General features: G+C 45.5%; 19 protein-coding genes and 1 pseudogene. 5 read left to right on the top strand and 15 right to left on the bottom strand.

The genetic code is table 11. The features are described 5' to 3' along the window. Nucleotides 1–3: 3 nt before the first annotated feature. A complete protein-coding gene (locus AC27G9_RS20375) occupies nucleotides 4–1,725 on the bottom strand; it encodes a glycoside hydrolase family 43 protein (protein WP_487076363.1) in 1,722 nt (573 codons plus the stop codon). Nucleotides 1,726–1,905: 180 nt separating this feature from the next. Continuing rightward, nucleotides 1,906–3,390 carry a winged helix-turn-helix domain-containing protein gene (locus AC27G9_RS20370; RefSeq protein ID WP_487076362.1) on the bottom strand — a complete coding sequence of 495 codons (1,485 nt, stop codon included), beginning with the start codon at nucleotides 3,388–3,390 and terminating at the stop codon, nucleotides 1,906–1,908. 659 nt (nucleotides 3,391–4,049) lie between these two features. Between AC27G9_RS20370 and AC27G9_RS20365 the strand changes: the two are divergent. Next, a pseudogene (locus AC27G9_RS20365) lies at nucleotides 4,050–4,442 on the top strand (ATP-dependent zinc protease family protein); the annotation flags it as partial. A 51-nt stretch (nucleotides 4,443–4,493) separates the two neighbouring features. Then, nucleotides 4,494–5,432 carry a 30S ribosomal protein S6--L-glutamate ligase gene (gene rimK, locus AC27G9_RS20360; protein ID WP_487076375.1) on the top strand — a complete coding sequence of 313 codons (939 nt, stop codon included), beginning with the start codon at nucleotides 4,494–4,496 and terminating at the stop codon, nucleotides 5,430–5,432. 66 nt (nucleotides 5,433–5,498) lie between these two features. Here rimK and AC27G9_RS20355 read toward each other — a convergent pair whose 3' ends face one another. Both AC27G9_RS20355 and AC27G9_RS20350 read right to left on the bottom strand, forming a co-directional pair. Continuing rightward, nucleotides 5,499–5,876 (bottom strand): ribbon-helix-helix domain-containing protein, encoded by a 378-nt coding sequence (locus AC27G9_RS20355; RefSeq protein WP_487076361.1) that lies wholly within the window; start codon nucleotides 5,874–5,876, stop codon nucleotides 5,499–5,501. A gap of 2 nt (nucleotides 5,877–5,878) precedes the next feature. Further along, nucleotides 5,879–6,457, bottom strand: coding sequence for a DJ-1/PfpI family protein (locus AC27G9_RS20350; protein WP_487076360.1), 579 nt, complete (start codon nucleotides 6,455–6,457; stop codon nucleotides 5,879–5,881). A gap of 157 nt (nucleotides 6,458–6,614) precedes the next feature. Between AC27G9_RS20350 and AC27G9_RS20345 the strand changes: the two genes are divergently transcribed. Both AC27G9_RS20345 and AC27G9_RS20340 read left to right on the top strand, forming a co-directional pair. Then, nucleotides 6,615–7,040: a CBS domain-containing protein gene (locus tag AC27G9_RS20345; RefSeq protein WP_487076359.1), complete on the top strand. Its 426-nt coding sequence runs from the start codon at nucleotides 6,615–6,617 to the stop codon at nucleotides 7,038–7,040. 141 nt (nucleotides 7,041–7,181) lie between these two features. Then, nucleotides 7,182–7,793, top strand: a complete 612-nt coding sequence (locus tag AC27G9_RS20340) for a TetR/AcrR family transcriptional regulator (protein ID WP_487076358.1) — start codon at nucleotides 7,182–7,184, stop codon at nucleotides 7,791–7,793. On the opposite strand, the gene AC27G9_RS20335 is transcribed toward AC27G9_RS20340, so the two are convergent. From AC27G9_RS20335 to asnS, 8 genes are all read right to left on the bottom strand, one after another. After that, nucleotides 7,794–8,282 (bottom strand): GNAT family N-acetyltransferase, encoded by a 489-nt coding sequence (locus AC27G9_RS20335; protein WP_487076357.1) that lies wholly within the window; start codon nucleotides 8,280–8,282, stop codon nucleotides 7,794–7,796. A 93-nt stretch (nucleotides 8,283–8,375) separates the two neighbouring features. After that, the gene (locus tag AC27G9_RS20330; protein WP_487076356.1) at nucleotides 8,376–11,528 is read right to left on the bottom strand and encodes an efflux RND transporter permease subunit; all 3,153 of its coding nucleotides are present in this window, start codon (nucleotides 11,526–11,528) and stop codon (nucleotides 8,376–8,378) included. Between the two features lie 10 nt (nucleotides 11,529–11,538). Continuing rightward, entirely contained in the window at nucleotides 11,539–12,720 is a 1,182-nt protein-coding gene (locus AC27G9_RS20325; RefSeq protein WP_487076355.1) for an efflux RND transporter periplasmic adaptor subunit, read from the bottom strand. A 92-nt stretch (nucleotides 12,721–12,812) separates the two neighbouring features. Further along, nucleotides 12,813–13,922: a GGDEF domain-containing protein gene (locus AC27G9_RS20320; protein ID WP_487076354.1), complete on the bottom strand. Its 1,110-nt coding sequence runs from the start codon at nucleotides 13,920–13,922 to the stop codon at nucleotides 12,813–12,815. 25 nt (nucleotides 13,923–13,947) lie between these two features. Next, nucleotides 13,948–14,514 (bottom strand): PqiC family protein, encoded by a 567-nt coding sequence (locus AC27G9_RS20315; RefSeq protein WP_487076353.1) that lies wholly within the window; start codon nucleotides 14,512–14,514, stop codon nucleotides 13,948–13,950. Next, nucleotides 14,507–16,159 carry an intermembrane transport protein PqiB gene (pqiB, locus tag AC27G9_RS20310; protein ID WP_487076352.1) on the bottom strand — a complete coding sequence of 551 codons (1,653 nt, stop codon included), beginning with the start codon at nucleotides 16,157–16,159 and terminating at the stop codon, nucleotides 14,507–14,509. Before pqiB ends, AC27G9_RS20315 begins: the two co-directional genes overlap by 8 nt. Further along, on the bottom strand, nucleotides 16,160–17,305 hold the full coding sequence (locus AC27G9_RS20305; RefSeq protein ID WP_487076351.1) for a paraquat-inducible protein A: 1,146 nt from the start codon (nucleotides 17,303–17,305) through the stop codon (nucleotides 16,160–16,162). Between the two features lie 76 nt (nucleotides 17,306–17,381). Then, a complete protein-coding gene (gene asnS, locus AC27G9_RS20300; RefSeq protein ID WP_487076350.1) occupies nucleotides 17,382–18,779 on the bottom strand; it encodes an asparagine--tRNA ligase in 1,398 nt (465 codons plus the stop codon). Between the two features lie 224 nt (nucleotides 18,780–19,003). Between asnS and AC27G9_RS20295 the strand changes: the two genes are divergently transcribed. Beyond that, nucleotides 19,004–19,411, top strand: coding sequence for a hypothetical protein (locus AC27G9_RS20295; RefSeq protein ID WP_487076349.1), 408 nt, complete (start codon nucleotides 19,004–19,006; stop codon nucleotides 19,409–19,411). Nucleotides 19,412–19,439: 28 nt separating this feature from the next. On the opposite strand, the gene AC27G9_RS20290 is transcribed toward AC27G9_RS20295, so the two are convergent. The 3 genes from AC27G9_RS20290 to AC27G9_RS20280 form a co-directional block, all read right to left on the bottom strand. Continuing rightward, a complete protein-coding gene (locus tag AC27G9_RS20290) occupies nucleotides 19,440–20,411 on the bottom strand; it encodes a calcium/sodium antiporter (RefSeq protein ID WP_487076348.1) in 972 nt (323 codons plus the stop codon). Between the two features lie 281 nt (nucleotides 20,412–20,692). Beyond that, nucleotides 20,693–20,980, bottom strand: a complete 288-nt coding sequence (locus tag AC27G9_RS20285; protein ID WP_487076347.1) for a hypothetical protein — start codon at nucleotides 20,978–20,980, stop codon at nucleotides 20,693–20,695. Nucleotides 20,981–21,290: 310 nt separating this feature from the next. Then, on the bottom strand, nucleotides 21,291–21,806 hold the full coding sequence (locus tag AC27G9_RS20280; protein WP_487076346.1) for a DUF2937 family protein: 516 nt from the start codon (nucleotides 21,804–21,806) through the stop codon (nucleotides 21,291–21,293). Between the last annotated feature and the right edge of the window lie 2 nt (nucleotides 21,807–21,808).

Raw genomic sequence — 21,808 nt, 5'->3', positions numbered from 1 at the left:
GAATTATTGTTTTTCGAAACCTTGATAGCTCACCCAGTCGAAATCTGCGTAGTCGCCAGTCTCGACACCATTGCCTGTCGCATACACCCCCAAATAGGCGCCAGTATATTTGCGGCTTATTACTCCATCAGATGGGGCACTGGCAAACGGGTGATAAGTGTTGCCATTGTCTGTGCTATAAGCGAGTCGATATCGACCATCTTGCGATAAAAAGCGAAAATAAATCGGGCCCTTTGGCGGGGGGATGAACATCTGATTTAGCACGTGAACGCCAATGATGTGTTGTTCATTGTCACCCACTTCAGAGTGTTTGGCGGTTAGCTGCCACTTATCGCCATATGGCTTGGCAGTAAAGCTGATGTAGTTGTTATCTTTCTGGAATAAGATAATACCTGCTTCGCTATTATTGTTGCTTGGCGTGAACGTCATACTCGCCGTGTAATCAAATTCTGTCGCAGTTTGTCTGAAACCCATCAGACTAGCGCGGGCACGTTCATGAATAACGTTTTCATCCGTGAACAAACGCAGGTTGCCTGGTCGAGTTTTCAGAGAATAGGTGTTGTCTTTGGGCAATCGTCTAAAATTCCAATTCAGTGCTAACGCTGAAGCATCGAAGTTGTCTTTGAACGCCAGGCTGCGTTTTTGTACCGTACCCTCAAATGGGACAGGTGTGTGTCGTTCAACACGCCCTGTTTGTGGCGCGACTACTGGCCAAAGGTGTTTCTCTTCTTTCCACCAAAATGGCTCTCGCTCCCAATCCATCGGGACAAGGTGCGTTTCTCTACCCATGTTGGAGGCCGTACCTTCTTCCGAACGAATACCCAGTAATACCATATACCAACGGCCATCTTGCAATTGCACCATATCGGCGTGCCCCGTACTGTGAACCCAGTTACGGTATGACAGGTGACGTGTGGTCATTATGGGATTTCGCTCATTGGAGATAAAAGGGCCTGTTATTTCGTCACTCACCGCTATCATTACTGCGTGATTGAAGCTAGTGCCCCCTTCGGCGACCATCAGATAATACTTACCATCTTGTTTGTACATGTGAGGGCCTTCCACCCAGATGCCTCCGCAAGCACCGCGCCACAAAGCATGGCGTTTACCAATCAAAGACCATGTTTGCGTATCTATTTCCTGAAGCCAGATTTCGCCTTCACCAGCAAAGTTGGGGTTCTCCGGACTGCGCGTTCCAACGTACCAAACGCGCCCGTCGTCATCAAAAAATATATCCGGGTCAATGCCTGGGGCGCCCTCGAGTACTTTGGGTTCAGACCATGGCCCACGAGGGTTATCTGCAGTAATCACGAAGTTAACAAACTGGGTATCCTTGCTACCTGGCGGTACATAGACGTTAGTGGTAATGATGTAAAACTTGCCGTCTCGGCATCGCAATGTGGGCGCGTGTATTCCACCATCAGACTGCACATCAATAAGGTTGACTTCGCTACTAACCTGAGACGCACGGTGCAAGCCATAGCCGATCAATTCCCAATTCACTAAATCTTTGCTGTGGTGGATTGGTAAACCAGGAAAGTATTCAAAGGTAGAGTTAACAATATAAAAGTCTTCGCCATCGCGACATATCGATGGGTCAGGGTAGCCACCAGGTAGTATAGGGTTGACGAATACTTGCGCGGGTTTTGAGTCAGGTGCTGCCGCTAGAAGCTGGTAAGAGAGCAGGTAACACGCCAAAATCACCAATGATGGAAGAACTTTCATTTCTTTTTCCCATAGATAACGAGCAAGCCTTTAAACGCATTTACTCAGTTAATACATCGATGGCTTAAGCATGGCTGACAATAGTGGCTAGTGGCCAATTAAAGTTCTTTAAATCTTCTGAAAATTTCTCAAATTACTGTTTTATATGGCTTATTTTTTGATGAGGAGGATGAGGGGAACCTAGTTTAATGTTGGAGGCTTTACAGCGAAAAACTGTGATTGTTGCTCTAGCGACGAATAGAGAAATACCAGTTGCTGCGACATGATTTGGTTTTTTGCCTGTTCAAAATAGGCCTTGGCAGACGCGTGTTTATCTTGGCGATACAATACACGTGCAAGATGAAGTCGGATGGCATTAATACCAATTGGCGAGGCAATTCGTTGGTAGTATGTCATCGCTGTTTCTAGCAAAAGCTGGGCGTTGAGGTATTCACCTTGCTGCTCCAATACGCTGGCATGATGTTGCAATATATCGCCTTGTAGTGACCAATCATTCGATCCATTGAGTAACGATATTGCCTCGTCAAAAAAAACAACGGCTTGTTGCCAGGCTTTTCTTTGGGCGGCCAGTTGACCTTTTAAAAAGGCCACTTGAGCTCGATGCCTAACATCACTATTTTCAAGCACTACCGCAGAGTCGATGATTCTTTGCGCATCATCAAAACGACCTTCCCACAAATACAGTCGGCATAAATAAAGACGAGCGATAAGCGAATCGGGTTTTAAATTTAAGTAAGTTTCAAAATAGCTTATCGACGTTTTCCAATCCGATTCATAGCTAATAATGGCTTTCGAAAACAGCTCATCATTGAACTCAGAGATAGGGTCTCGCGGCGATGAAGAAAACTGGGTAGCGGTGGACTCTGCTATCTTTTGGGCGAGTTTTGAAAAAGCACCATCAATGGAAGTATCGAAAACGGACCCTTGAGTCACACTGTTGTTACTATGCAACTTATACACGAGGTTATAGTTGTTAACTCCACCGTAAACGTCAGTTTCAACAACCAATGATGCGCCTGTTGATGCTGATATCACAGCAGGAGATAACGACGCAGTGCCATTATTTACGTCAGTTTGTTGGAGTAATGTTGCGATATCATAACTGGAATAGACGTATACATCGTCATCGCCATTTAGGCGCGATGTTATGCTGTGCACTCCATTTAACCCTGCCCAATTTGAACTGGTATAAGCCACATGACTATTGACAGGCAGTACCACTATTCTGTGGGGGTATAAAGCGGATTGGGCCGTCGTGTTGTCACTAGTCAAAGGTAACGCCAGGAACACGATTGACGCGACAGCAAGTATAGTTACCGCAATAGCTGCATAAATCCGAGGCCGAGTGTGCCGCACTGTTTTGTTTTCTATCGGGGTGAGTGGTTGAGTAAGTTGATAACCGCGTTTCGGAAAAGTAATGATGATTTTGGGGTTAGAGACGAGCTTTCTTATCTCTGTTATTGATTGAAAAACCACACCTTCATCAACGGTGACATTACTCCACAATTCGGCCAACAGCGTTTCCTTACTCACAATCTCATCAGGTCGTTGAGCAAGGTACAGCAGTAACTCAAGGGTTTTGGGGCGAATAGGGCGGACGTCATCATTTTTTGTCAACGTACGTGCCGTAGTATCAAGTACATGGCTCCCGAGTTGGTACTTCATTATTTTGTCACTGCCGGTCAATTAAAACGAGGTAAGCACGCACTACGCGTTATTTGCACTTTGATTACAGTCAGTGTGGAGCTTAACAAACCAACGCTTTGTGATACACGGCCCACACTCTTTATCTCATTTATTATTCTTTAACCCTGCACGGACTTCAACCAGAATCCTATTGTCGAGAGTGCCACTAGTAGATGATCCCGTCGACGATTTATTCCTTTGTTATTCGTCAACCTTGTATCAATGAAAAAGCGCAGTCAAAGGCAACGAGTGGAATGAAATAAAGTGAATTTTGTTCAGCGTTTTTATTCGATTCGGTTTTCAGTCTAATGAGTGTTATTGGTTTATGGTTATATTGCTCTATCTGAAACCCTTGGTTGGGACGAAATATCATGAATTTACCCAATAAATTGAATACAACGGGATTTGAAAGCGAGGCAATGGTTATGGTGTCTGAGTATCGTAGTGAGTAGACGCGGTTTTCGTTGGAAAAAAGCCTAGAATTCTAATGATGTAGTATATTGAAGAGGCTTTGGGGGGTTGTTTAAGTGTCTGTTATTTAAGGGTTTAAATTGTTAAGTTTAACTGATTTTTGCTGCTAATATTCGCCAAATTGTTCTTGCGCAATGGCGTGAGATTAGTCATATGGGAGAATTGCCTTGAAAAAGGTCATTGGCAGTGAAGAGTGGTGTGCTTTTCCAGAACTTGCATTACCAGCAGTGAAAGCTAGAGTCGACTCTGGCGCAAAAACATCATCGTTACACGCATTTAATATCAACACTTTCCGTCGAGAGGGCGTACTTTGGGTGAGTTTCGAAGTGCATCCACTGCAAGACGATAGGCGAACGGTCATCCGATGCGAAAGCCCGGTAATAGACAGACGTTCAGTGAAAAGTTCTTCAGGAGTGTCCGAAACCCGTTACGTCATATCGTCTCCGATGAAATTGGGCGATGACGTATGGAATGTTGAACTGACCTTGGCTAATCGAGATTCGATGGGCTATCGGATGCTACTTGGTCGTGAGGCCATGGGCGAACGCGTCATTATCGATCCCGCTGAAAAGTGTTGTTTAGGTGATGTTGACGACGCACAAATTCGACAGTTGTATGGTAGAAAAGTACCAGAGAAAACGGGGCTAAAGATTGCCCTCCTTGCCAGTAATATCAATTTATACAGTAATCAACGAATTCTTCAGGCAGGCGAAGAGCGTGGTCATGAGATGGTATTTTTGGATATTAAACAGTGTTACATGAAACTGGATGCCAAAGAACCAGAAGCTCATTACCGAGGGGGTAAGATACTCAATGATGTTGACGCAGTGGTTACTCGGATTAAACCAAGCATTACATTTTATGGTTGTGCGTTGGCGCGACAGTTCGAAAGCATGAGAGTGTTAACGATAAACAGTTCTGACTCGATTACGAAATCCAGAGATAAACTATTTTCACTGCAATTAATGTTGAAAAGCGGCATTAACATACCAACGACGGGTTTTGCTAACTCGCCTATGGATACCAACGACCTTATTGAAATGGTTGGTGGCGCGCCCTTAATTGTGAAACTACTGGAAGGTACGCAGGGGCGCGGCGTCGTCTTAGCCGAAACAAAAAAAGCGGCCGAGAGTGTGATTAATGCTTTCAAATCTTTGAAGGCAAACTTACTTGTTCAAGAGTTTGTCAAAGAAGCGAACGGTAAAGATCTGCGGTGTTTCGTCATTGATGGCAAAGTTGTGGCATCAATAGAACGGACTGCCGCGCCTGGGGAGTTCAGAGCCAACATTCATCAGGGAGGAACGGCAAACATTGTTAAAATCACACCAGAAGAGAGAAAGTTGGCGATTACGGCTGCCAAAGTATTGGGTTTGAATATCGCAGGTGTCGATATTATTCGTTCTAAGAACGGGCCTTTGCTATTGGAAGTTAACTCTTCTCCAGGGTTAGAAGGAATAGAGACTGCCACAGGAAAAGATATTGCAGGAATGATGATTGCTTCGATTGAGAAAAAATTGGGGTGGAAGCGGCAGCTAGGGAGCGATAATTAACTAATTCAATCTGGGAGGAGTGGTTGCTCTTCCCAGGCTTGAAGGAGGTAGCTTTCACTATATTAACTAAGCGTTTCCGGATTGCTGCGCACGTTGAGTTTGATTGTCTGCTTCTTTTTTGAGTAATTCTCTAGCGTCCAAATCATAAAGCGACATAAGCGACTGTCTCTGAATTAAACCATCAGCTGCAAGTGACAAGTAACGGGACGCACAGACACGCAAAAATGACGTGAAATTGCTTGCGTCGTGATTGGCGTCCAATGACTCGCGGTACAATCTAGTGACCATTTGGGCCAAGCTTACCTTGTCTCTAAATGCTATTTCTTCAAGTGTTTGCCAGAAAAACAACTCGAGGCGAATAGAGCTGACAACGCCGTCAATTCGTATAGAACGTGTGATACCCGCCCACAAATCAGGATTTGCATCGATGAAAAGTTTGCACATAATTATGAATTCTCAGGTTGAACCCTAAGTAGTCTATCAAATTGCGCAATAAAATCAGGGTGAGCAGGCCATGCTGGTGCAGTGACAAACGTGCCATCGGTAATCGCATTATCCATGGGTAAATCAATGTAATCAGCGCCTGCTAAGAGGACTTCTGGACGACAGGCTGGGTAGGCTGAAATTCGCACCCCCTTAATAATACCCGCTGCACATAATAGTTGAGGACCATGACATATTGCCCCAATAGGTTTGTTCGAGTCGGCGAAATGCCTAATCATATCTATAACAGCCGGAAATAGTCTCAAGTACTCGGGCGCACGGCCTCCCGGCAAATACAAAGCGTCGTAGTGTGACGGCGCCGTCTTCTCAAACGAACTATTTAAAGTGAAAAGATGACCTGATTTTTCAGTATAGGTTTGGTGACCCTCGAAATCATGGATAGCGGTAATAATTTGATCGCCGGCTTGCTTATTTGGACATATCGCATGAACAGTGTGCCCTAATGCCTGAAATGCTTGAAACGGCACCATGTTCTCATAATCTTCAACAAAATCACCGGTTATCATTAATATAGTTGCCATTGTGATTACCCTTATTTGGAATGTGGCAACATTGAATCACGCCGCGGTAAACCTCGGGTAATAGCATGCTACTACAAGGGAAATTTCTGCTATCTTTCTAGTTGGGCGTGTTGATCTTGGCTGTGCCAGTTGAACTCACTCTAATAGAGGAGGAGCAATGTCTGTTGTAAGTATTATGAGCCAGCGGGTGGTTTGTGTTCATATGGATGATAGTTTGGAAACGGTTCGAGAGTTGATTACCGCCACTGGCTACCATCATTTAATGGTGGTGGAAGGCAACCGACTCGTTGGCGTGATATCAGATAGAGATTTACTGAATGCGTTGAGTCCCTTTGTCGATACGTTGAGTGAACGCTCTCGCGACAGGGCAACATTGGACCGCAAAGCTCACCAGATAATGACGAGAGAGCCAATTACCTTAGGGCCGAGTGCATCCATTGTCAGCGCCATTAAGTTGTTCAATCGCAATAACATATCTTGCCTGCCTATTGTGGATGGTGATTTGAAACCTGTCGGGGTCGTCTCGTGGAGAGATATTATGAAGTACGCAGAAGATATGGTCGCAAAAAAGCGGGAAGGGTAAATGGTGTTACAGCTCGGCTATTTCGTATGCAAAATAACGATAAATCCCCCTTTTTGGGGTGTTTGATGTCATAATGCAAAGAGGTATGGTTAAAATCACGATTTAACCGCTTTTGCAGTACTATCAAAATAAACAGGCAACATGACTTCAGTAACTAAGACCCGCAGCGATCTCAAACGAGAGTCTATTATCTCTGCAGCAAAAAGCGCGTTCCAGCAATTTGGTGTGGCATCGACAAGCATGGATAAGCTTGCAGAGCTCGCTCAAGTATCGAAACGGACCGTGTATAACCATTTTTCTACCAAAGAAGAATTGGTCATGTTTTTGCTACAAGAAATGTGGCGCAAAGCGATGGTCGACAGTGATATTCGCTTCAATACTGATACGCCGTTGGCCTCTCAGTTACATCGCTTAGTAGCGGACAACATCCAGTTTGCTACGTCAGATGAACATATGGAGCTGGCTCGGGTTTGTTTTGGGCACTTTTTTTACCATCCAGAAAAGCTCGCCGAACAGATGGCGTGTTTCAAAGATCAAGAGACGGTAATGGAGCGTTGGGTACGAGAAGCCTGTGAACACAATGCGTTGACTGCAGATAATCCTGAGCACGCCATTGAAGAACTGGTCAGTTTAATCAAGGGATTAGTCTATTGGCCACAATTAATGCAGTTTGCGCCGCCGTTGAGCGACGCTGATAAAGCCCAATATATCGACCGCATTGTAGCGATGTTTATGAGCCGCTATGGCGCTTAACTAACCAGTATTTTTGGCAAAGTCATGAAGGGCTTTGCCAGCCATTCTGTAACCAATCCATTCACTCTTGGGCTTGGCACCAATGGATTCATAAAATTCAATCGCTGGGGTGTTCCAGTCAAGCACGCTCCATTCGAACCGCCCTAAGTTATTGTCTACAGCATGCTGAGCAAGGTGTTTCAGTAATGCTTTCCCTGCACCAGAGCCCCGTTGTTCAGGTGTGACGTACAAGTCTTCAAGGTACAAACCGTTACGACCTTGCCAAGTCGAATAATTGTAAAAGAAAACGGCAAAACCAATGGCTTCTCCTGCACGCTCACAAATGACACAGTGAGCGGTTGAACCTTCAGAGAACAAGCTCTGCTCGATATCTTCGACAGTTGACTCAACTTCGTGTTCTGCTTTTTCATAAATTGCCAATTCTATGATGAAGTTGAGAATCGTTTGAGCATCGGCAACCTGAGCGGCTCGTATCGTTAAGTTTGACATAACAATCACCTGTAAATTTTCATTAGCTTTATTATGAGGGCATTAAGAGTAATAAAAAGCCCGCATGAAGCGGGCTTTTTGATGTTTGTGAATTTATTTGGCCACGCCGCTAAAATCGGTAGCTGATGACGTGACGACTTTCTTGCGACGTAATCGGTTTTTAACCTTGTTATACGGCGCACCCAAGTCTAGCAATATCATGTACAAACATGGCACAAGTATAAGAGTGACGAGAGTGGCGTATAGTACCGCAAAGCCCAGAGCGACAGCCATGGGTATAACAAAGGCTGCCTGTAAGCTTTTCTCGAACATGATAGGCAAAACACCTGCGAATGTCGTAATAGATGTCAGTGTGATGGCCCTAAAACGAGCACAACCAGCTTCTGCTACGGCTTCACGCAATGCAAAGCCTTGTGCACGGCGTTGGTTCACAAAGTCGGTCATAACCAAGCTATCGTTGATGACAACACCCGCTGCAGCGATCAAACCGAAGGTCGACATCATACTCAGGTCAAGACCTAGTAGGAAGTGGCCCCATACTGCACCCGTTAAGCTGAATGGAATGACTGACATAATAATCAGAGGCTGCTTGTAGCTCTTTAATGGTACCGCCAACAAGATATACACCATGATCATTGCCGCTAAGAAGAACATGATTTGCTCGTTTTGTTGAGCTTGCTGCTCTTCAATGTCGCCGCCTAGTTCGGTCTTCACCGTTGGGAACTGCTCGGTCAATTCAGGTAATAGGTTTTCTTTAATCCTTTCAACCACTTCATTTGGTTCTACCGCTTCCTCATCAATGGCACCCCATACGTATACGCTGCGGTAGCCGGATTCACGGCGGATATAGCTAATTCCAGGGCGCTCTTCCAACACTGCAACATCACCTAACATCACCTCACGGCCTTGTGGTGTTGTGATCACCGTGTACTTAAGCGAAGCAAAACTTTCTCTCGTCAGTTCGGGATAACGGACCATGACTTTGACTTCTTCACCATCGCGAATTACACGCTGGGCTTCGCCACCATAAAAGCTCGCCCCAACTTGGTCCGCAATAGTGCGCAAGTCTAGGCCAAGGTCATAAGCAACTGGCAATAGGGTTAGCTGTACTTCTTTACTGGCAGGGTCAATCGTTGAGCTAACGTCATACAAGCCTTTTTCTTGTTGCAGCATCTCTATAAACTTGCGGCCTGCCGCGTTCAAGGTGTCAATATCTGGCCCATATAACAAGTAACCAAATTCACCATTGTCACCCCCACCGTTGACGTCATCCTGAACCGTAAACGATTTCATACCCGGAATCTGTGGCAGAGATTCACGCCAGCGCCGCGCCAATTCAAAGGTATCAAATGGACGTTCATCTTCGTGTACCAAAGGTACTAATATACGAGCGTTCGTACGGCCATTATTGAATGCCAGCAAGTCGCGAATCATACCTGAGCCGTGTTCAGCCTTGGTCTGATCTTCGATATCCCAAATGGTTTGTTCAATGGTTTTTAAGGCATTGATCGTGGCTTCATCCGATGCGGTCTCATTCATTTCTATGCGCACACTCGGGAAATCGTGTGGCACTTTGGGGCTTGGTACCATTCTGACGTAATTGGCACCGATAAGGCCGAAGGTTAGGAACAACATAAATACGAAGAACATCAAAACTGCCCAACGCCATTCAATGGCCAGCTCTACCGTTTTGCGGTAGGGGCCTGTGATCATGGCAAAAAAGCGTTTGTTAAATCTGGCGCGCCAGCTGTCTTCCTTGATTGGAGTAAATTTCGTGTGAGCCAAGTGAGCAGGTAAGATCAGTTTGGATTCAATCAAACTAAAGACCAAGCACAGTATTACAACAACAGATATGTTGTAGAAAAAGGCGCCTTCTGGGCCGCTACTTAAAGTAAACGGAGCGAATACCGCAATAGTGGTCAATACGCCAAATGTAGCTGGTGTTGCAACCCGTTTTGCGCCACGGATGACGTTGTCAACACCGCCGCCTTTCGATTCAATTTCAGTGTAAGCACTTTCGCCGATAACGATGGCATCGTCTACGACAATACCTAGCACCATAATAAAGGCAAATAACGAGAGGATATTAATGCTGACACCAAACACAGGCATCATCATTACCGCACCTAAGAAACACACGGGTAACCCTATCATGACCCACAGTGCCAATCTAAAGCGCAAGAACAAGGTTAACATCATGGCAACCAGTACCGCACCTTGCATCAGGTTTTTCAACATCATGTCAAGGCGGGCATTGAGGTAGTACGTCATGTCAACAAGCACTTTAAGTTCCATTGCTGGACCTAAGCTCTCGTTGCGTTTTTCAATGAAGTTTTTAACCGTCTGCGCAACGGGAATGATGTTTTGGCTCTTCGTCGCTCTGACTGCCATGAATATCGCGTTCTTGCCGTTGTATTTGAAGTAACGCTCTCCCTCGACAAAGCCATCTTTGATCTTGGCGACGTCTGACAGCAACACTCTAGCGCCTGAGTTACCAATTTTTACTGGAATGCTTCTAAACTCACTACCGTTGTAATATTGGTTTTCTACGCGAACACTGATAACCCCTGAATCGGTGCGCAATTGACCCGCTGACAAGTTCGCCGAGTAACGACGAATCGCCGCTACCACATCGTTAATAGTCAAGTTGTACTTGCGCAGCATCTCAGGTTTGATTTCGATTGAGATTTCATCTTCAGGGAAGTTCGCTTCCACCAACGAGATACTACCGAGTTGTAGTAGTTCATCTTCAATTTGTTTCGCAACGGGTTTCAGCTCCGTGAGCGGAAAATCACCCACAAGCGACATCTCGATGACTTGCTGCTGGAATTCTTCTTGGTAAACGTTGACTGGTTCCATTCCGGCAGGGAAGGTGGCGATACCGTCGACTCTCAGTTTAACCTTGTCTAATACGTTCGAAAGGTCTTCACCTTTATCGATTTCTAACGTGACACGGCCACTGTTTCTGAATGCCCGAGAGACACTTCGCTTAATTTCGGTGACGTCTTTCAGCGCTTCTTCAATTTTGATCAAAATACTCTCTTCAATTTCTTGAGGAGAGGCGCCAGGGTACTGAGCAGTCACTTGGATATAGTTAATTTCTATATTCGGGAACATCTGGCGTTGAATTGTAAAATAACTGGCAATACCCATGATGATGATAAACACCATCATTAAGTTCGCCGCGACTGAGTTCCGCGTAAAGTAGGCGATAATGCCTTGAGTTGTGTTTTCTCTACTGTCCATTGTTCAGCCCTCAATCAATCGTGCTTTTGCTAGCGACTAATGTCTCGGCGTTGTCATCGTCTTTGTTGTTGCTTTCCTCATCCGAAATACGCACTTCCATTCCCTCTTGAGGGTATTCAGGTAAGGTCGTCACCATTTTCGACGTATTGAAGTCAGCGGAAATAATGAACTCTGCCCCTTCTTCACGAAGGACTGTCACAGGTTGTGCGTGGAGCTTATTGTCGCTATCGAGAATCCACAATGTACGGTTGTTCACCAAATCTTGAGATATGCGATACACATTGCGAAGCTCTGCACCTTGGAAACTGACATCCACATAACTGCCGAATTTGATAACAGGCTTATCTGAACGCAGGGCATACGGGTCGTCGATTCGCGCCACTAGGTGTGACATACGAGTGGCGTTATCTACCACACCCACATCTCGGTGAATAATCGCTTGGCGTTGAATGTTGGCATTGCCCTGAATTGTCACTTGAGCATCGGCGCCAATGATGTTTTTCGTCAGAAAACGAGTATCGAAGCCCGCGATAGGGAACGTCACTTCTGCTGTTTCGATGTTGTTCAGTACCGCTGCAACGGCACCAATGTTAACGTAGTCACCAACACCGATGTTACGACTAACGATTAGGGCATCGTAAGGGGCTCTAATTTCACAGTTAGCTAAGTCTCTTTGAGCAATACGCAGTTGTGCTTGGGCTGATTTTACCGCCGCTTTAGCGCTCATGACTTGTGGCTTTCTTAGGTATAGGTCGGTAACGCGGGCCTTAGGTAGCGTTTTCGCTTCCTCTCTCGCTACACGGGCGAGTGCTTCTTCTTGTATCAAGCTGGCTTCGGCGCTTGATAAATTAGCTTGCGCTAGAAGCAGTGCGGCCTCATAGGTGTCTTTTTCGATACTGAATAACACATCACCGCGGTTAACGACTCCGCCTGCAATAAAGTTTGGATGCCATGAAACTACTTCACCTGAGACCTGTGCGGCTAGGTTGGTCGACTCTAATGGGCTTAGCTCGCCATAACTGTTGATTGCCACGTGGTAGTTAATTGGAGACAAGGCTTCAACCGCAACGGTAGGGCGTGTATCAACTTGTTCTTTTTCCTCAGTTTCTTGAGCTGAGGCTTCTATAGCGAATTTGCCGCCGACCCCTGCGACCAATAGCGCAATGGGTAGACCGATTTTTATCCATTTCATGGCTGTATACCTAAAGAGAAAGTTTATTACCTAAATGGTAAACAGCAAACATGTGTAATGTATGTCTTAATTGTAACTAACTGTGTGTAAATTTACGATTTTGGAGTGGTTGGATCAGTTTGAACATCTTCCGCGCACTCTACGCGATTGCGGCCGTTCTCTTTTGCTTTGTACAAGGCTTTATCGGCCAAATTGAGTGCGCGATTTAGCGGGGTGGTACCATTGATTTCGCAAACGCCAAAACTGGCGGTAAGATTAATTTCTGAATCTAGCGCGGCAATCGGGCTATTCTCTATTTTATGCCGCAAGTTTTCGGCTACGCGCATTGCTGAATCGATACGGGTTTCCGGCAACATAATGAGAAATTCTTCACCACCCCATCTCGATACCACATCTTGGCCACGAACACACTCTCGTAATAAGTTAGCTGTTTTTACCAAGACCTTATCACCAATCGCATGGCCAAAGTTATCATTTATTTTTTTGAAATGATCTAAGTCGACAAGGATCAGCGATAGGTTTTTTCGAGAACGGTGGAAACGGATAATTTCATGATCCAAAAACTGACCCATACCTCTGCGATTCAATAGGGCAGTGAGCGGATCATGCCGCGCTTGCTGTTCGAATTGAGAGCTGAGGTGACGCACTTTTTCATACGACTTCTGACGGCTGTATTCGTAAAACGCAGCCAAAAAAGTCAGGGTTAAAAACGACAGCAATAACCGCGTTTTAAATGCAAAGGTATAGGAAGTGAGCAACAGTAAGTCATCCGGATAGAACAACACGATACTCAGTAGACAACTGAACAATCCAACGGTTACAAGCCCGGTAAATACACCGCCAAAAAACATCGCGACAGGGGGCACCACAAAAATCCACAACGGCCCGGTATTACCTTGTCCGCCAGTGATGACGAGAAACATCATCAGAATCATTAAGGTACTCAGTAGCACGGTAACAGCAATGATATGACCAAGGATCGCTGAGTTTTTATATTGGATAATCTGCGACAACAAAAAGGCGCTGGTGGCACAGAACAAAGCTATTGCCAACCAAGTATCACCAGTGACCAACGCAACGACACCAAGCACACCAGTCACTGCAATGCCGACAAAGGCAAACAAGTGCACAACAGATATTTGGCGGTCTATGTTGATGAGACTACTGTTGCTGGAATCTGGTCGCTTAGGTTGTTTGGCCACAGTCTTTTCCTATCTTCCTTGTGTCTTACACTGGTAGGTTGCTGGCGACATCAGCCGCGAGTAACGTGAGTGCTGCACGCATCTTTCTGACGGTGTGAGGATATCCATCTTCCTCAAGCGGCAGCGTGAAATAAAACAAATAAACGGATTCTTCGCCGTTGTGGTCTACCCAATATTGGCCGCTTAGCACGACTTGCCCGTCATAGGATGAAATAAAGTCATCAATTTGAATTCTCACTTTGAGGCTCTTTTCGTCCGCATCGTACTTCATGTTAGGTGTAGCGTAAATTCCGTGATCTCGCATTAGCGATTTGCCCAGCGATTGATATACGCCATCGTATAAAGGCTCTGCCCAAACGTGTTGAGGCGCAAAGTGCAATTGCGTGTCACTGAGCAAGAAGGCTAGATTTCGTTGCTTGAGATAGTCTGGCAATTTCACACGTGCCATTTCCACTTGCTTGACGCTTTTGCTCAATGGGGCAGTTTTGCTGTGGGTTTGAGGGTCGTGCAAGGTATAGTAATTTAGCAACGTGGGCTTGCTAGAACAGCCCGCCAATACACACACTATCAGCGCAATGTACCATTTACTCATTGTCAAATGCTCCAGGTCGTTTGGCTTTAGGTTCTACACTTACATCACTATTATCAGAGAAAATTAGGCTGTTGGGCGTCTGGTTTAGTTGCAACAGCAAAGGCTGAATGTTGCGCAATGTTTCTTGTAAATCATCCATGGTTTCTTGTATTTCTGCTGGGCTGAGTCCACCTTGAGAGAAATTTTGTAGTACCGCAGATAAATCTTCAAGCACTTGATTTACATTGGTGTTGATAGACTGACCGTCCATGCTTGCTACTAGACTATCAAAGTTTTGACTGGTCTGGGTAACTGAACTGGCGGCTTCACCTAAGGTGTCGATGACGTCGGTGACATCGGCGATTAACACTTCGACTGGTAGTTCGTTAATCTTGTCCAATATTGCTTCGGCTTTTTGCGTGAGCAATGTAAATTCATTCGAGACAACCGGGATCACATCATGCTCGAAAATCGTCGCCACGGGTACGGCTTCAATATCATCGTGGTGCTGTAAATCGACATACAATCCCCCGGTTAAAATATTGCCCATTTTTAAAGTGGCACGTAAATCTCTTGAAATCCAAGCACGCATTCTTTCTCGCACAAATCGCACGCCAGCTTGGTTATCTTGTTGGCCGACTTTTCCGGGGTAGATGTTGATGAGCACCGGAATAGGATAGCCCTCCTCGAGGATATTGCCAGGTACGTCGGAAAGCTGATTGATCGCAATGACTTCGCCGATTTGTAGCCCTCTGTACTCCACTGGTGCCCCTACCGTTAGGCCTCGCACGCTGTCCTCAATAAAGAGCAAAAATTCGACGGACAATTTGAATCTGGCATCGAATGCTGAGGTTTGGTCTTCGAACACTTTAAAGAATGCATTTTCAGTCACTAGTGGGCCCTGCGGGACGCCTTCTGGAATGCCAAATGTGACACCATTAGCCAGCAGTGTTTCCAAACTGCCAGTTTCGACTTTAATCCCACTCGACGCTAAGTGGAACTTCACACCGCTGATATTCCAGAATCGGGTATTTTGAGTAATAAGCTTGTGATAGGGAGCTTCAATAAAGGCTTGATAATAAACCGTGCGCTCTTCGATATTGAAGGTAGCATCTTCAAATTCCCCTACCTTAAACCCTTTGTAAATGATCGGATCACCTGCTTTGTAGGCGAACTCGTCGTCACTATTGAGTTTTAAATGTAATCCTGGCGTACCTGGAGGCGTGACAGGAGGGCGAGATTCCGCGACAAATTCGTAGGTTTCTTCCCCGTTTTTGTCTGGCGACATGGCAATGTAGCTACCAGAAAGTAATGTATTGAGGCCCGATACCTCGGTGAAGCTGACTCTTGGCGATACCAGCCAAAATCGCGTATTTGTGGTCAATAAATCTTCGGCGCTTGCATCCAGCCGCGCGGTAATCGTAACCCCATTTAAATCGGAATTAAGTTCTATCTTTGTGACTTTTCCAATATCGAGATCGCGCACCTTAATGGCTGTTTTATTGGCTTCCAAACCGGCCGCTGAGGTCATTTGAATCGTAATTTCTGGGCCTTGGTTGCTCCATTGGTAATACACCATCCAAGCACCGATTAAAAACGTGATAAAGGGAATAAACCACACTTTTGAAATGCGAGTGGTAGGCTCTATTTTTGCCTGTTCAGACATTTATTGTTCTTCCTGCTTAAGCCAAAGTAATCTTGAGTCAAAGGACATTGCTGCCGCCATAGTGACAAATACGACTGCACAAAATGCCATTGCTGCTGGGCCTGGATAGATGGATATTGTACTGCCAAGTTGAACTAGCGCGACTAAGATTGCAACTACAAAAACGTCAACCATGGACCAACGGCCTATCCATTCAGTAAACCGGTAAAATCTAATGCGTTTTTCAGGGTTATGTAAACGCCGTGTTTGCACCACCAAATTTAGCCAAATCAGTATTAAGAGCTTGGCGATGGGCACTAAAATACTCGCGACAAGGATAACCATGGCGACGGGGTAGGAGCCCGCTTTCCACAATTCAATCACACCGCCCAATATCGTATTGGGCTCGCTATCGCCGAGTAATACGGTTTCCATTATAGGTAAGGTGTTAGCCGGTATGTAAAACAAGACGGCGGTAATCAGCAGTGCCCATGTTTGTTGCATGGTGCGCGAGGCATCACTGGCCGTGACTTGATGGGGAATTGGTAAATCCCCTTCATACAACCAAATTGCGCTTTGAAGCGCGTCGAAATACAGTAAGGTGGCACTCATCGCGAGGGTAAAGGCGATAAAGGCATAAAAGGATAAGCCGAGAGTGATATCGGCAAGCTCCGTAATTTTAATCAGGCTGACCAAGGTACCGACTAAAAATATCTCGGCCATGCTCCAAGGAATCAGTTTCTGTACCCAATAATGCACGCGGATCAAAAGCGCAGAGGGTTGCCCCCATTTCTGCCCCATCATCAATATCGCAATACCCAAAAGTACCAGACCCGGTAAAACAAGCGTGGCTAATGCCGTGACGATTGCCAGTGATACATAGTCATGTTGAATGAGTACGCCTAAACCCGAAGGCAAGTTGATGTCGTGTTTTTGTCCGCTTGCGCTAAAAGTCAGGAAATCAAAAGGAAGCGATAATAACAGCGCAATAAGTGCACTAACTGAGAAGGCGAGGGCATAGTCATTCCCTTTACGACGGTAAGCGGTAAGAAAATTATTACAGCGAGGGCATCTTGCGCGCTGTCGATGTTCGAGCGAGGGAATGTCAACTTGCAGCTCACATTCATGACACACTACCGTAACCATGGGAAGAAATTGTTTTTCCAAGGAGTTTTCTTATTGGGACAAGCATAACCCATGGAAAAGATAAAAAACAGCCGACTTGATCGTCGGCTGTTTTTGTTTAGAAAGTGGCGTTACCTGGTGTGCGAGGGAACGGAATGACATCCCTGACGTTCTGCATGCCAGTGACGTAGGCCACTAAGCGTTCGAAGCCAAGACCAAAACCGGAGTGAGGAACTGTACCGTAGCGACGTAAGTCACGATACCAGTAATAATCTTCTTTGCTTAGGCCCATTTCTTCGAGGCGCGCATCGAACACATCTAGGCGTTCTTCACGTTGTGAACCACCAATGATTTCACCAATACCCGGCGCCAACACATCCATTGCCGCGACCGTTTTCCCATCGTCATTCAAGCGCATGTAAAAGGCTTTAATGTCTTTAGGGTAGTTTTGCATAATGATAGGTGCGCCAACGTGCTCTTCTGCCAAGTAGCGCTCGTGCTCTGATGACAAATCAACTCCCCATTCAACAGGGAACTCGAAGTCCTTACCACTGTTTTTCAGAATTTCGATCGCGTCGGTATAGTCCATACGAACGAAGTCTGCTGAGACAAGTTGTTCTAGACGAGTGATAGCATCTTTATTGATACGCTGTGCGAAAAACGCCATGTCGTCTGCGCGCTCTTCAAGAACGGCTTTACACACGTACTTAAGCATGTCTTCAGACAGTTGTGCAATATCGGTGAGGTCAGCAAAAGCGACCTCTGGTTCAATCATCCAGAATTCCGCTAAGTGACGTGACGTGTTACTGTTTTCAGCTCGGAATGTCGGACCAAATGTGTATATTTTGCTCATGGCAGAGCAGTAGGTCTCACCATTTAATTGGCCAGAAACGGTCAGGTAGGTTTCTTTACCAAAGAAATCTTCAGTGAAATCGACGTCACCTTTGTCTGTCATCGGCAAATTCATCATATCCAAAGTGGATACGCGGAACATCTCACCAGCACCTTCGGTATCGCTCGCAGTTAAAATTGGCGTGCTCACCCAGAAGTAACCACGTTCGTGGAAAAAGCGGTGTAAGGCTTGAGACAAACAGTTGCGCACGCGAGTGACTGCGCCAATAACATTTGTTCTTGGACGTAAATGAGCATGCTCACGAAGGTACTCAATAGAGTGACGTTTGGCTGCCATAGGGTAGGTGTCTGGGTTCTCAACCCATCCGACTACAGTGACTGATGTCGCTTCTAATTCCAGCGCTTGGCCTTTACCCTCTGACGCTTTTACAGTACCTGTCACTTCAAGCGAACAGCCAGCAGTCAGGCGCTGAATTTCTTCATAGCCTTGAAGTGAATTAAGCGCGATGACCTGAACAGGGTCAAAACAGCTACCATCGTGCAGGGCAATAAAAGACAAGCCTGCTTTAGAATCACGGCGGGTTCTTACCCAGCCTTTAACGGTTACTGTTTCGCCAACGGCGTACTTACCACTGAGTACGTCGACAACGGGCGCGTGCGTCATTTTTTATCTCCATAAATCTCTTTATTTAACTCTACGCATCATCGCACAGACAGTTTGAATGTGCATCCCAAAGAACAAGCAAAATTCAATGAAAATGAAAAATTGCCGATAAACTCACTAGTGGGAGGTGTCATGCGCGATTGATGGTATCGATAGCAATGCAGAACGCGATTGCAATCTCACGAAAACCTTTATAACTCGTAGTATACTGATTGGAAAGCCTGATGCCAGCAGTCATTGAGAGAATAGGCCATAAAATGCCAATACCGAATCAAGCGGATAGACGTAAAAAGCCCAGAAGCCAAGATACCTTGTTTCGCCTCGTTGTTGGTCTAAATATCCTTTCTTGGGTAGTTTTGGTCGCGAGCTTGATTGTGTTTCACTTCGCTCGACCCGATTTTATCAGCGGTGTGCAAGCTTATTGGGGAGTGGAAGGTAGGAGTCACTGGTCTCAACAACACGTAGACTCTCTCATCACGCTTTTGCAAGTATGCCTAGTTTCTACTCTTGTAAGCCTAATATTGAGATCGAAACGCAATCGTCGCAAAAACGACGCTTACGGTATCAATTTGTTTATTCTTGCTGGGATTTCTTTAGTGAGTTTAGTCACATTGACACTCAATGTGAGTTGAGCCGAGCGCGAGTCTCGGCTCATGGTTATTATGCGCTGAAAGCGGCTTGCACTAGCATGTAGGTGTATGCGACGTAGGCTGCTGTGAGCGCGCCGCCCTCGAATCTGTTGATACGACCTTGTCGTTTGATGCCAATACAAAAGACGAACAACACCAGTGATAGTACAAGCATGACACCCACATCACGGTATAAGAAATCACTTGTCACTTGCATTGGTTGAATCATGCCAGCAATCCCCACAACGGCTAACGTGTTAAACATGTTAGAGCCAATCACGTTACCCAGCGCCATGTCGTGCTCCCCCTTTTTGACCGCCATAAGTGAAGAAGCAAGCTCGGGTAAAGAGGTACCAATTGCGATAATTGTTAAGCCAATAATGGTATCACTGACGCCATAGAGAGTAGCAATTTCAACCGCCCCCCACACAAGTAGCCTCGAGCTACCAATTAAGAGCGCTAGCCCAACTAATAGCCAAACTACATTCATTTTTAGTGATTCACTTTGGCCATTCAATTCATCGGATACTTCATCTGCAAGCGCATCAGAATCACCGGTAATACCTTGATAAACACTCCAAGAAATCAGAAGTATAAATAGCCCAATGAGTGAAAACGCATCATCCTTGGATAAAGACAAGTCGAATAATTGCCAGGCCGCAAAAAACATGATGCCCAGCATCACGGGGAGTTCCTTACGGATGATTTCCGAACGAACCGCAATCGGACTAATAATAGCGGTGACACCAAGAATTAACGCAATATTGGCAATGTTAGAGCCATAGGCATTACCCAGTGCTAGTCCTGAGTTGCCCTGAGTCGCGGCGATAATTGAAACAATAATTTCTGGCGCAGAAGTACCAAAGCCGATGATCAACATACCGATTAACAGAGGGGACACGCCGAAGTGATTGGCAATGGCGGCTCCGCCACCGACAAATTTTCCTGCACTCCAAAGCAATACGGGTAGGCCGAAGAGTATTGCTAGCGTAGCGAGTAACATAGTGTCTCCTGTTGTTTTTACTGCATTCGTCGAAAAGCCCGACACTATAATCTATTCAGAAGGCTTAGAACACCTAAACTCTACTTTATATAAGCTGAAAGCATGTTAAGACCACACCGCAACACGGGCGTGTTGTGCGCCTAATACATTGATGCACACAAGGCTAAGAGTGCGTGTAGTGGGGAAGGTTCAAAATGCCTATCACTAAAAGATGGGGACACTTTTTAAGTTTTAAAGACGGGGCGCACCCCACACACAAGGGCGCGCCAACCGATCGGGACTCAGTGCACGTATTTAATCGAGCGGGACACTTTTTTCTCAAATGACTTAAGTGCGTTTACCATTTCCTTCAGTTCTTTGGCTGTGCCAGAGAACATCTTAGGTTTTACTAAACTCGTGCCACCTGCAAAGACGGGGTGGCCTTTATTCACTTGATCAAATACCGAAGTCAGTGAAGACAGCTTTTTCCACTCCTTTGCGAGCGACGAAGGAATAGAATGGCGTTTAGCCACAATTCTGTCTCTGATTTGCAACACTTGGCCAATAAGAATCGTATTTTCATTCAACATAGTCATACCTCTACATCTACTGCTATGGTGATAAATCACCGCAATTTCTGTTCGTTACCTGTTCACATTAGCTAACAACATCAGTTTGCGGCGTGTCCTGTTCAATACTTACGTAGCAAAACTGATACCAATTGATGCCAAGTATGAGAAAGTGCGGATGAATATGCTGTGAATAAGAAATGAATTTCGCAAAGCCATATCACCAAAAAATATGTGAGTTGGCTAGCTGGAAAAGGCGTTTCTTTGAGTGGGAACAGGTTTTCGAAGTGACCCACTTCATCTGCACACTTTAATAAACAACAATGCGCTATCAGACGACCTCGCTGTGCCTGCTATTTCTTCTGCGTCGCTTTTGGATAAACCAGTGTGGAAAGAGTACAGCCAGGTTAATTGTTAATGCCAAAAATACACTAAAAACAATATCTTGAGGGTTAATGGGGATGGCGGGCGAAAAGTTTCCCAGTACCTTTTTTAGGGTAGGGAATTGCTGAGGATTACCCATATAAATGGCTTTCTCAAAATAGTGCCCTTCGGCCAACACTGTGAGACCCGATTCCGCAATTTTAAGCGCTTGTAAGGCTTGTCTTTTGTTGCTGACATCTTCTCTCACAATGGTTGAATCATTTTGAGCCAATGCGTCCAACATAGCCTCTGTTGAAGCATACCCATGACGTACCGCAAGCAGGTGATATTCTTCTGCTTGCGATTGTAAAACGTCAATCTGACCACTGATAAATTGCCGATAATGGTCGGCTAAAATAGGAATTTGCAACGCAAATAGCAAAAGTGTTGCAAAAAACAATTTGTCAGCCAGCCGACTTATCATAG

The organism is Alteromonas sp. 5NS40-0096 (assembly GCF_057544385.1).
Note: the sequence above shows the minus strand (reverse complement) of the source record. Positions and strands in the feature narration are given on the sequence as shown.

What these genes read in the sequence shown, in the direction of transcription:
- AC27G9_RS20375 (WP_487076363.1), bottom strand. Translation starts at nt 1,725, where the DNA reads ATGAAAGTTCTTCCATCATTGGTGATTTTGGCGTGTTACCTGCTCTCT.
- AC27G9_RS20370 (WP_487076362.1), bottom strand. Translation starts at nt 3,390, where the DNA reads ATGAAGTACCAACTCGGGAGCCATGTACTTGATACTACGGCACGTACG.
- AC27G9_RS20355 (WP_487076361.1), bottom strand. Translation starts at nt 5,876, where the DNA reads ATGTGCAAACTTTTCATCGATGCAAATCCTGATTTGTGGGCGGGTATC.
- AC27G9_RS20350 (WP_487076360.1), bottom strand. Translation starts at nt 6,457, where the DNA reads ATGGCAACTATATTAATGATAACCGGTGATTTTGTTGAAGATTATGAG.
- AC27G9_RS20345 (WP_487076359.1), top strand. Translation starts at nt 6,615, where the DNA reads ATGTCTGTTGTAAGTATTATGAGCCAGCGGGTGGTTTGTGTTCATATG.
- AC27G9_RS20340 (WP_487076358.1), top strand. Translation starts at nt 7,182, where the DNA reads ATGACTTCAGTAACTAAGACCCGCAGCGATCTCAAACGAGAGTCTATT.
- AC27G9_RS20335 (WP_487076357.1), bottom strand. Translation starts at nt 8,282, where the DNA reads ATGTCAAACTTAACGATACGAGCCGCTCAGGTTGCCGATGCTCAAACG.
- AC27G9_RS20330 (WP_487076356.1), bottom strand. Translation starts at nt 11,528, where the DNA reads ATGGACAGTAGAGAAAACACAACTCAAGGCATTATCGCCTACTTTACG.
- AC27G9_RS20325 (WP_487076355.1), bottom strand. Translation starts at nt 12,720, where the DNA reads ATGAAATGGATAAAAATCGGTCTACCCATTGCGCTATTGGTCGCAGGG.
- AC27G9_RS20315 (WP_487076353.1), bottom strand. Translation starts at nt 14,514, where the DNA reads ATGAGTAAATGGTACATTGCGCTGATAGTGTGTGTATTGGCGGGCTGT.
- pqiB (WP_487076352.1), bottom strand. Translation starts at nt 16,159, where the DNA reads ATGTCTGAACAGGCAAAAATAGAGCCTACCACTCGCATTTCAAAAGTG.
- asnS (WP_487076350.1), bottom strand. Translation starts at nt 18,779, where the DNA reads ATGACGCACGCGCCCGTTGTCGACGTACTCAGTGGTAAGTACGCCGTT.
- AC27G9_RS20295 (WP_487076349.1), top strand. Translation starts at nt 19,004, where the DNA reads ATGCCAGCAGTCATTGAGAGAATAGGCCATAAAATGCCAATACCGAAT.
- AC27G9_RS20290 (WP_487076348.1), bottom strand. Translation starts at nt 20,411, where the DNA reads ATGTTACTCGCTACGCTAGCAATACTCTTCGGCCTACCCGTATTGCTT.
- AC27G9_RS20285 (WP_487076347.1), bottom strand. Translation starts at nt 20,980, where the DNA reads ATGTTGAATGAAAATACGATTCTTATTGGCCAAGTGTTGCAAATCAGA.
- AC27G9_RS20280 (WP_487076346.1), bottom strand. Translation starts at nt 21,806, where the DNA reads ATGATAAGTCGGCTGGCTGACAAATTGTTTTTTGCAACACTTTTGCTA.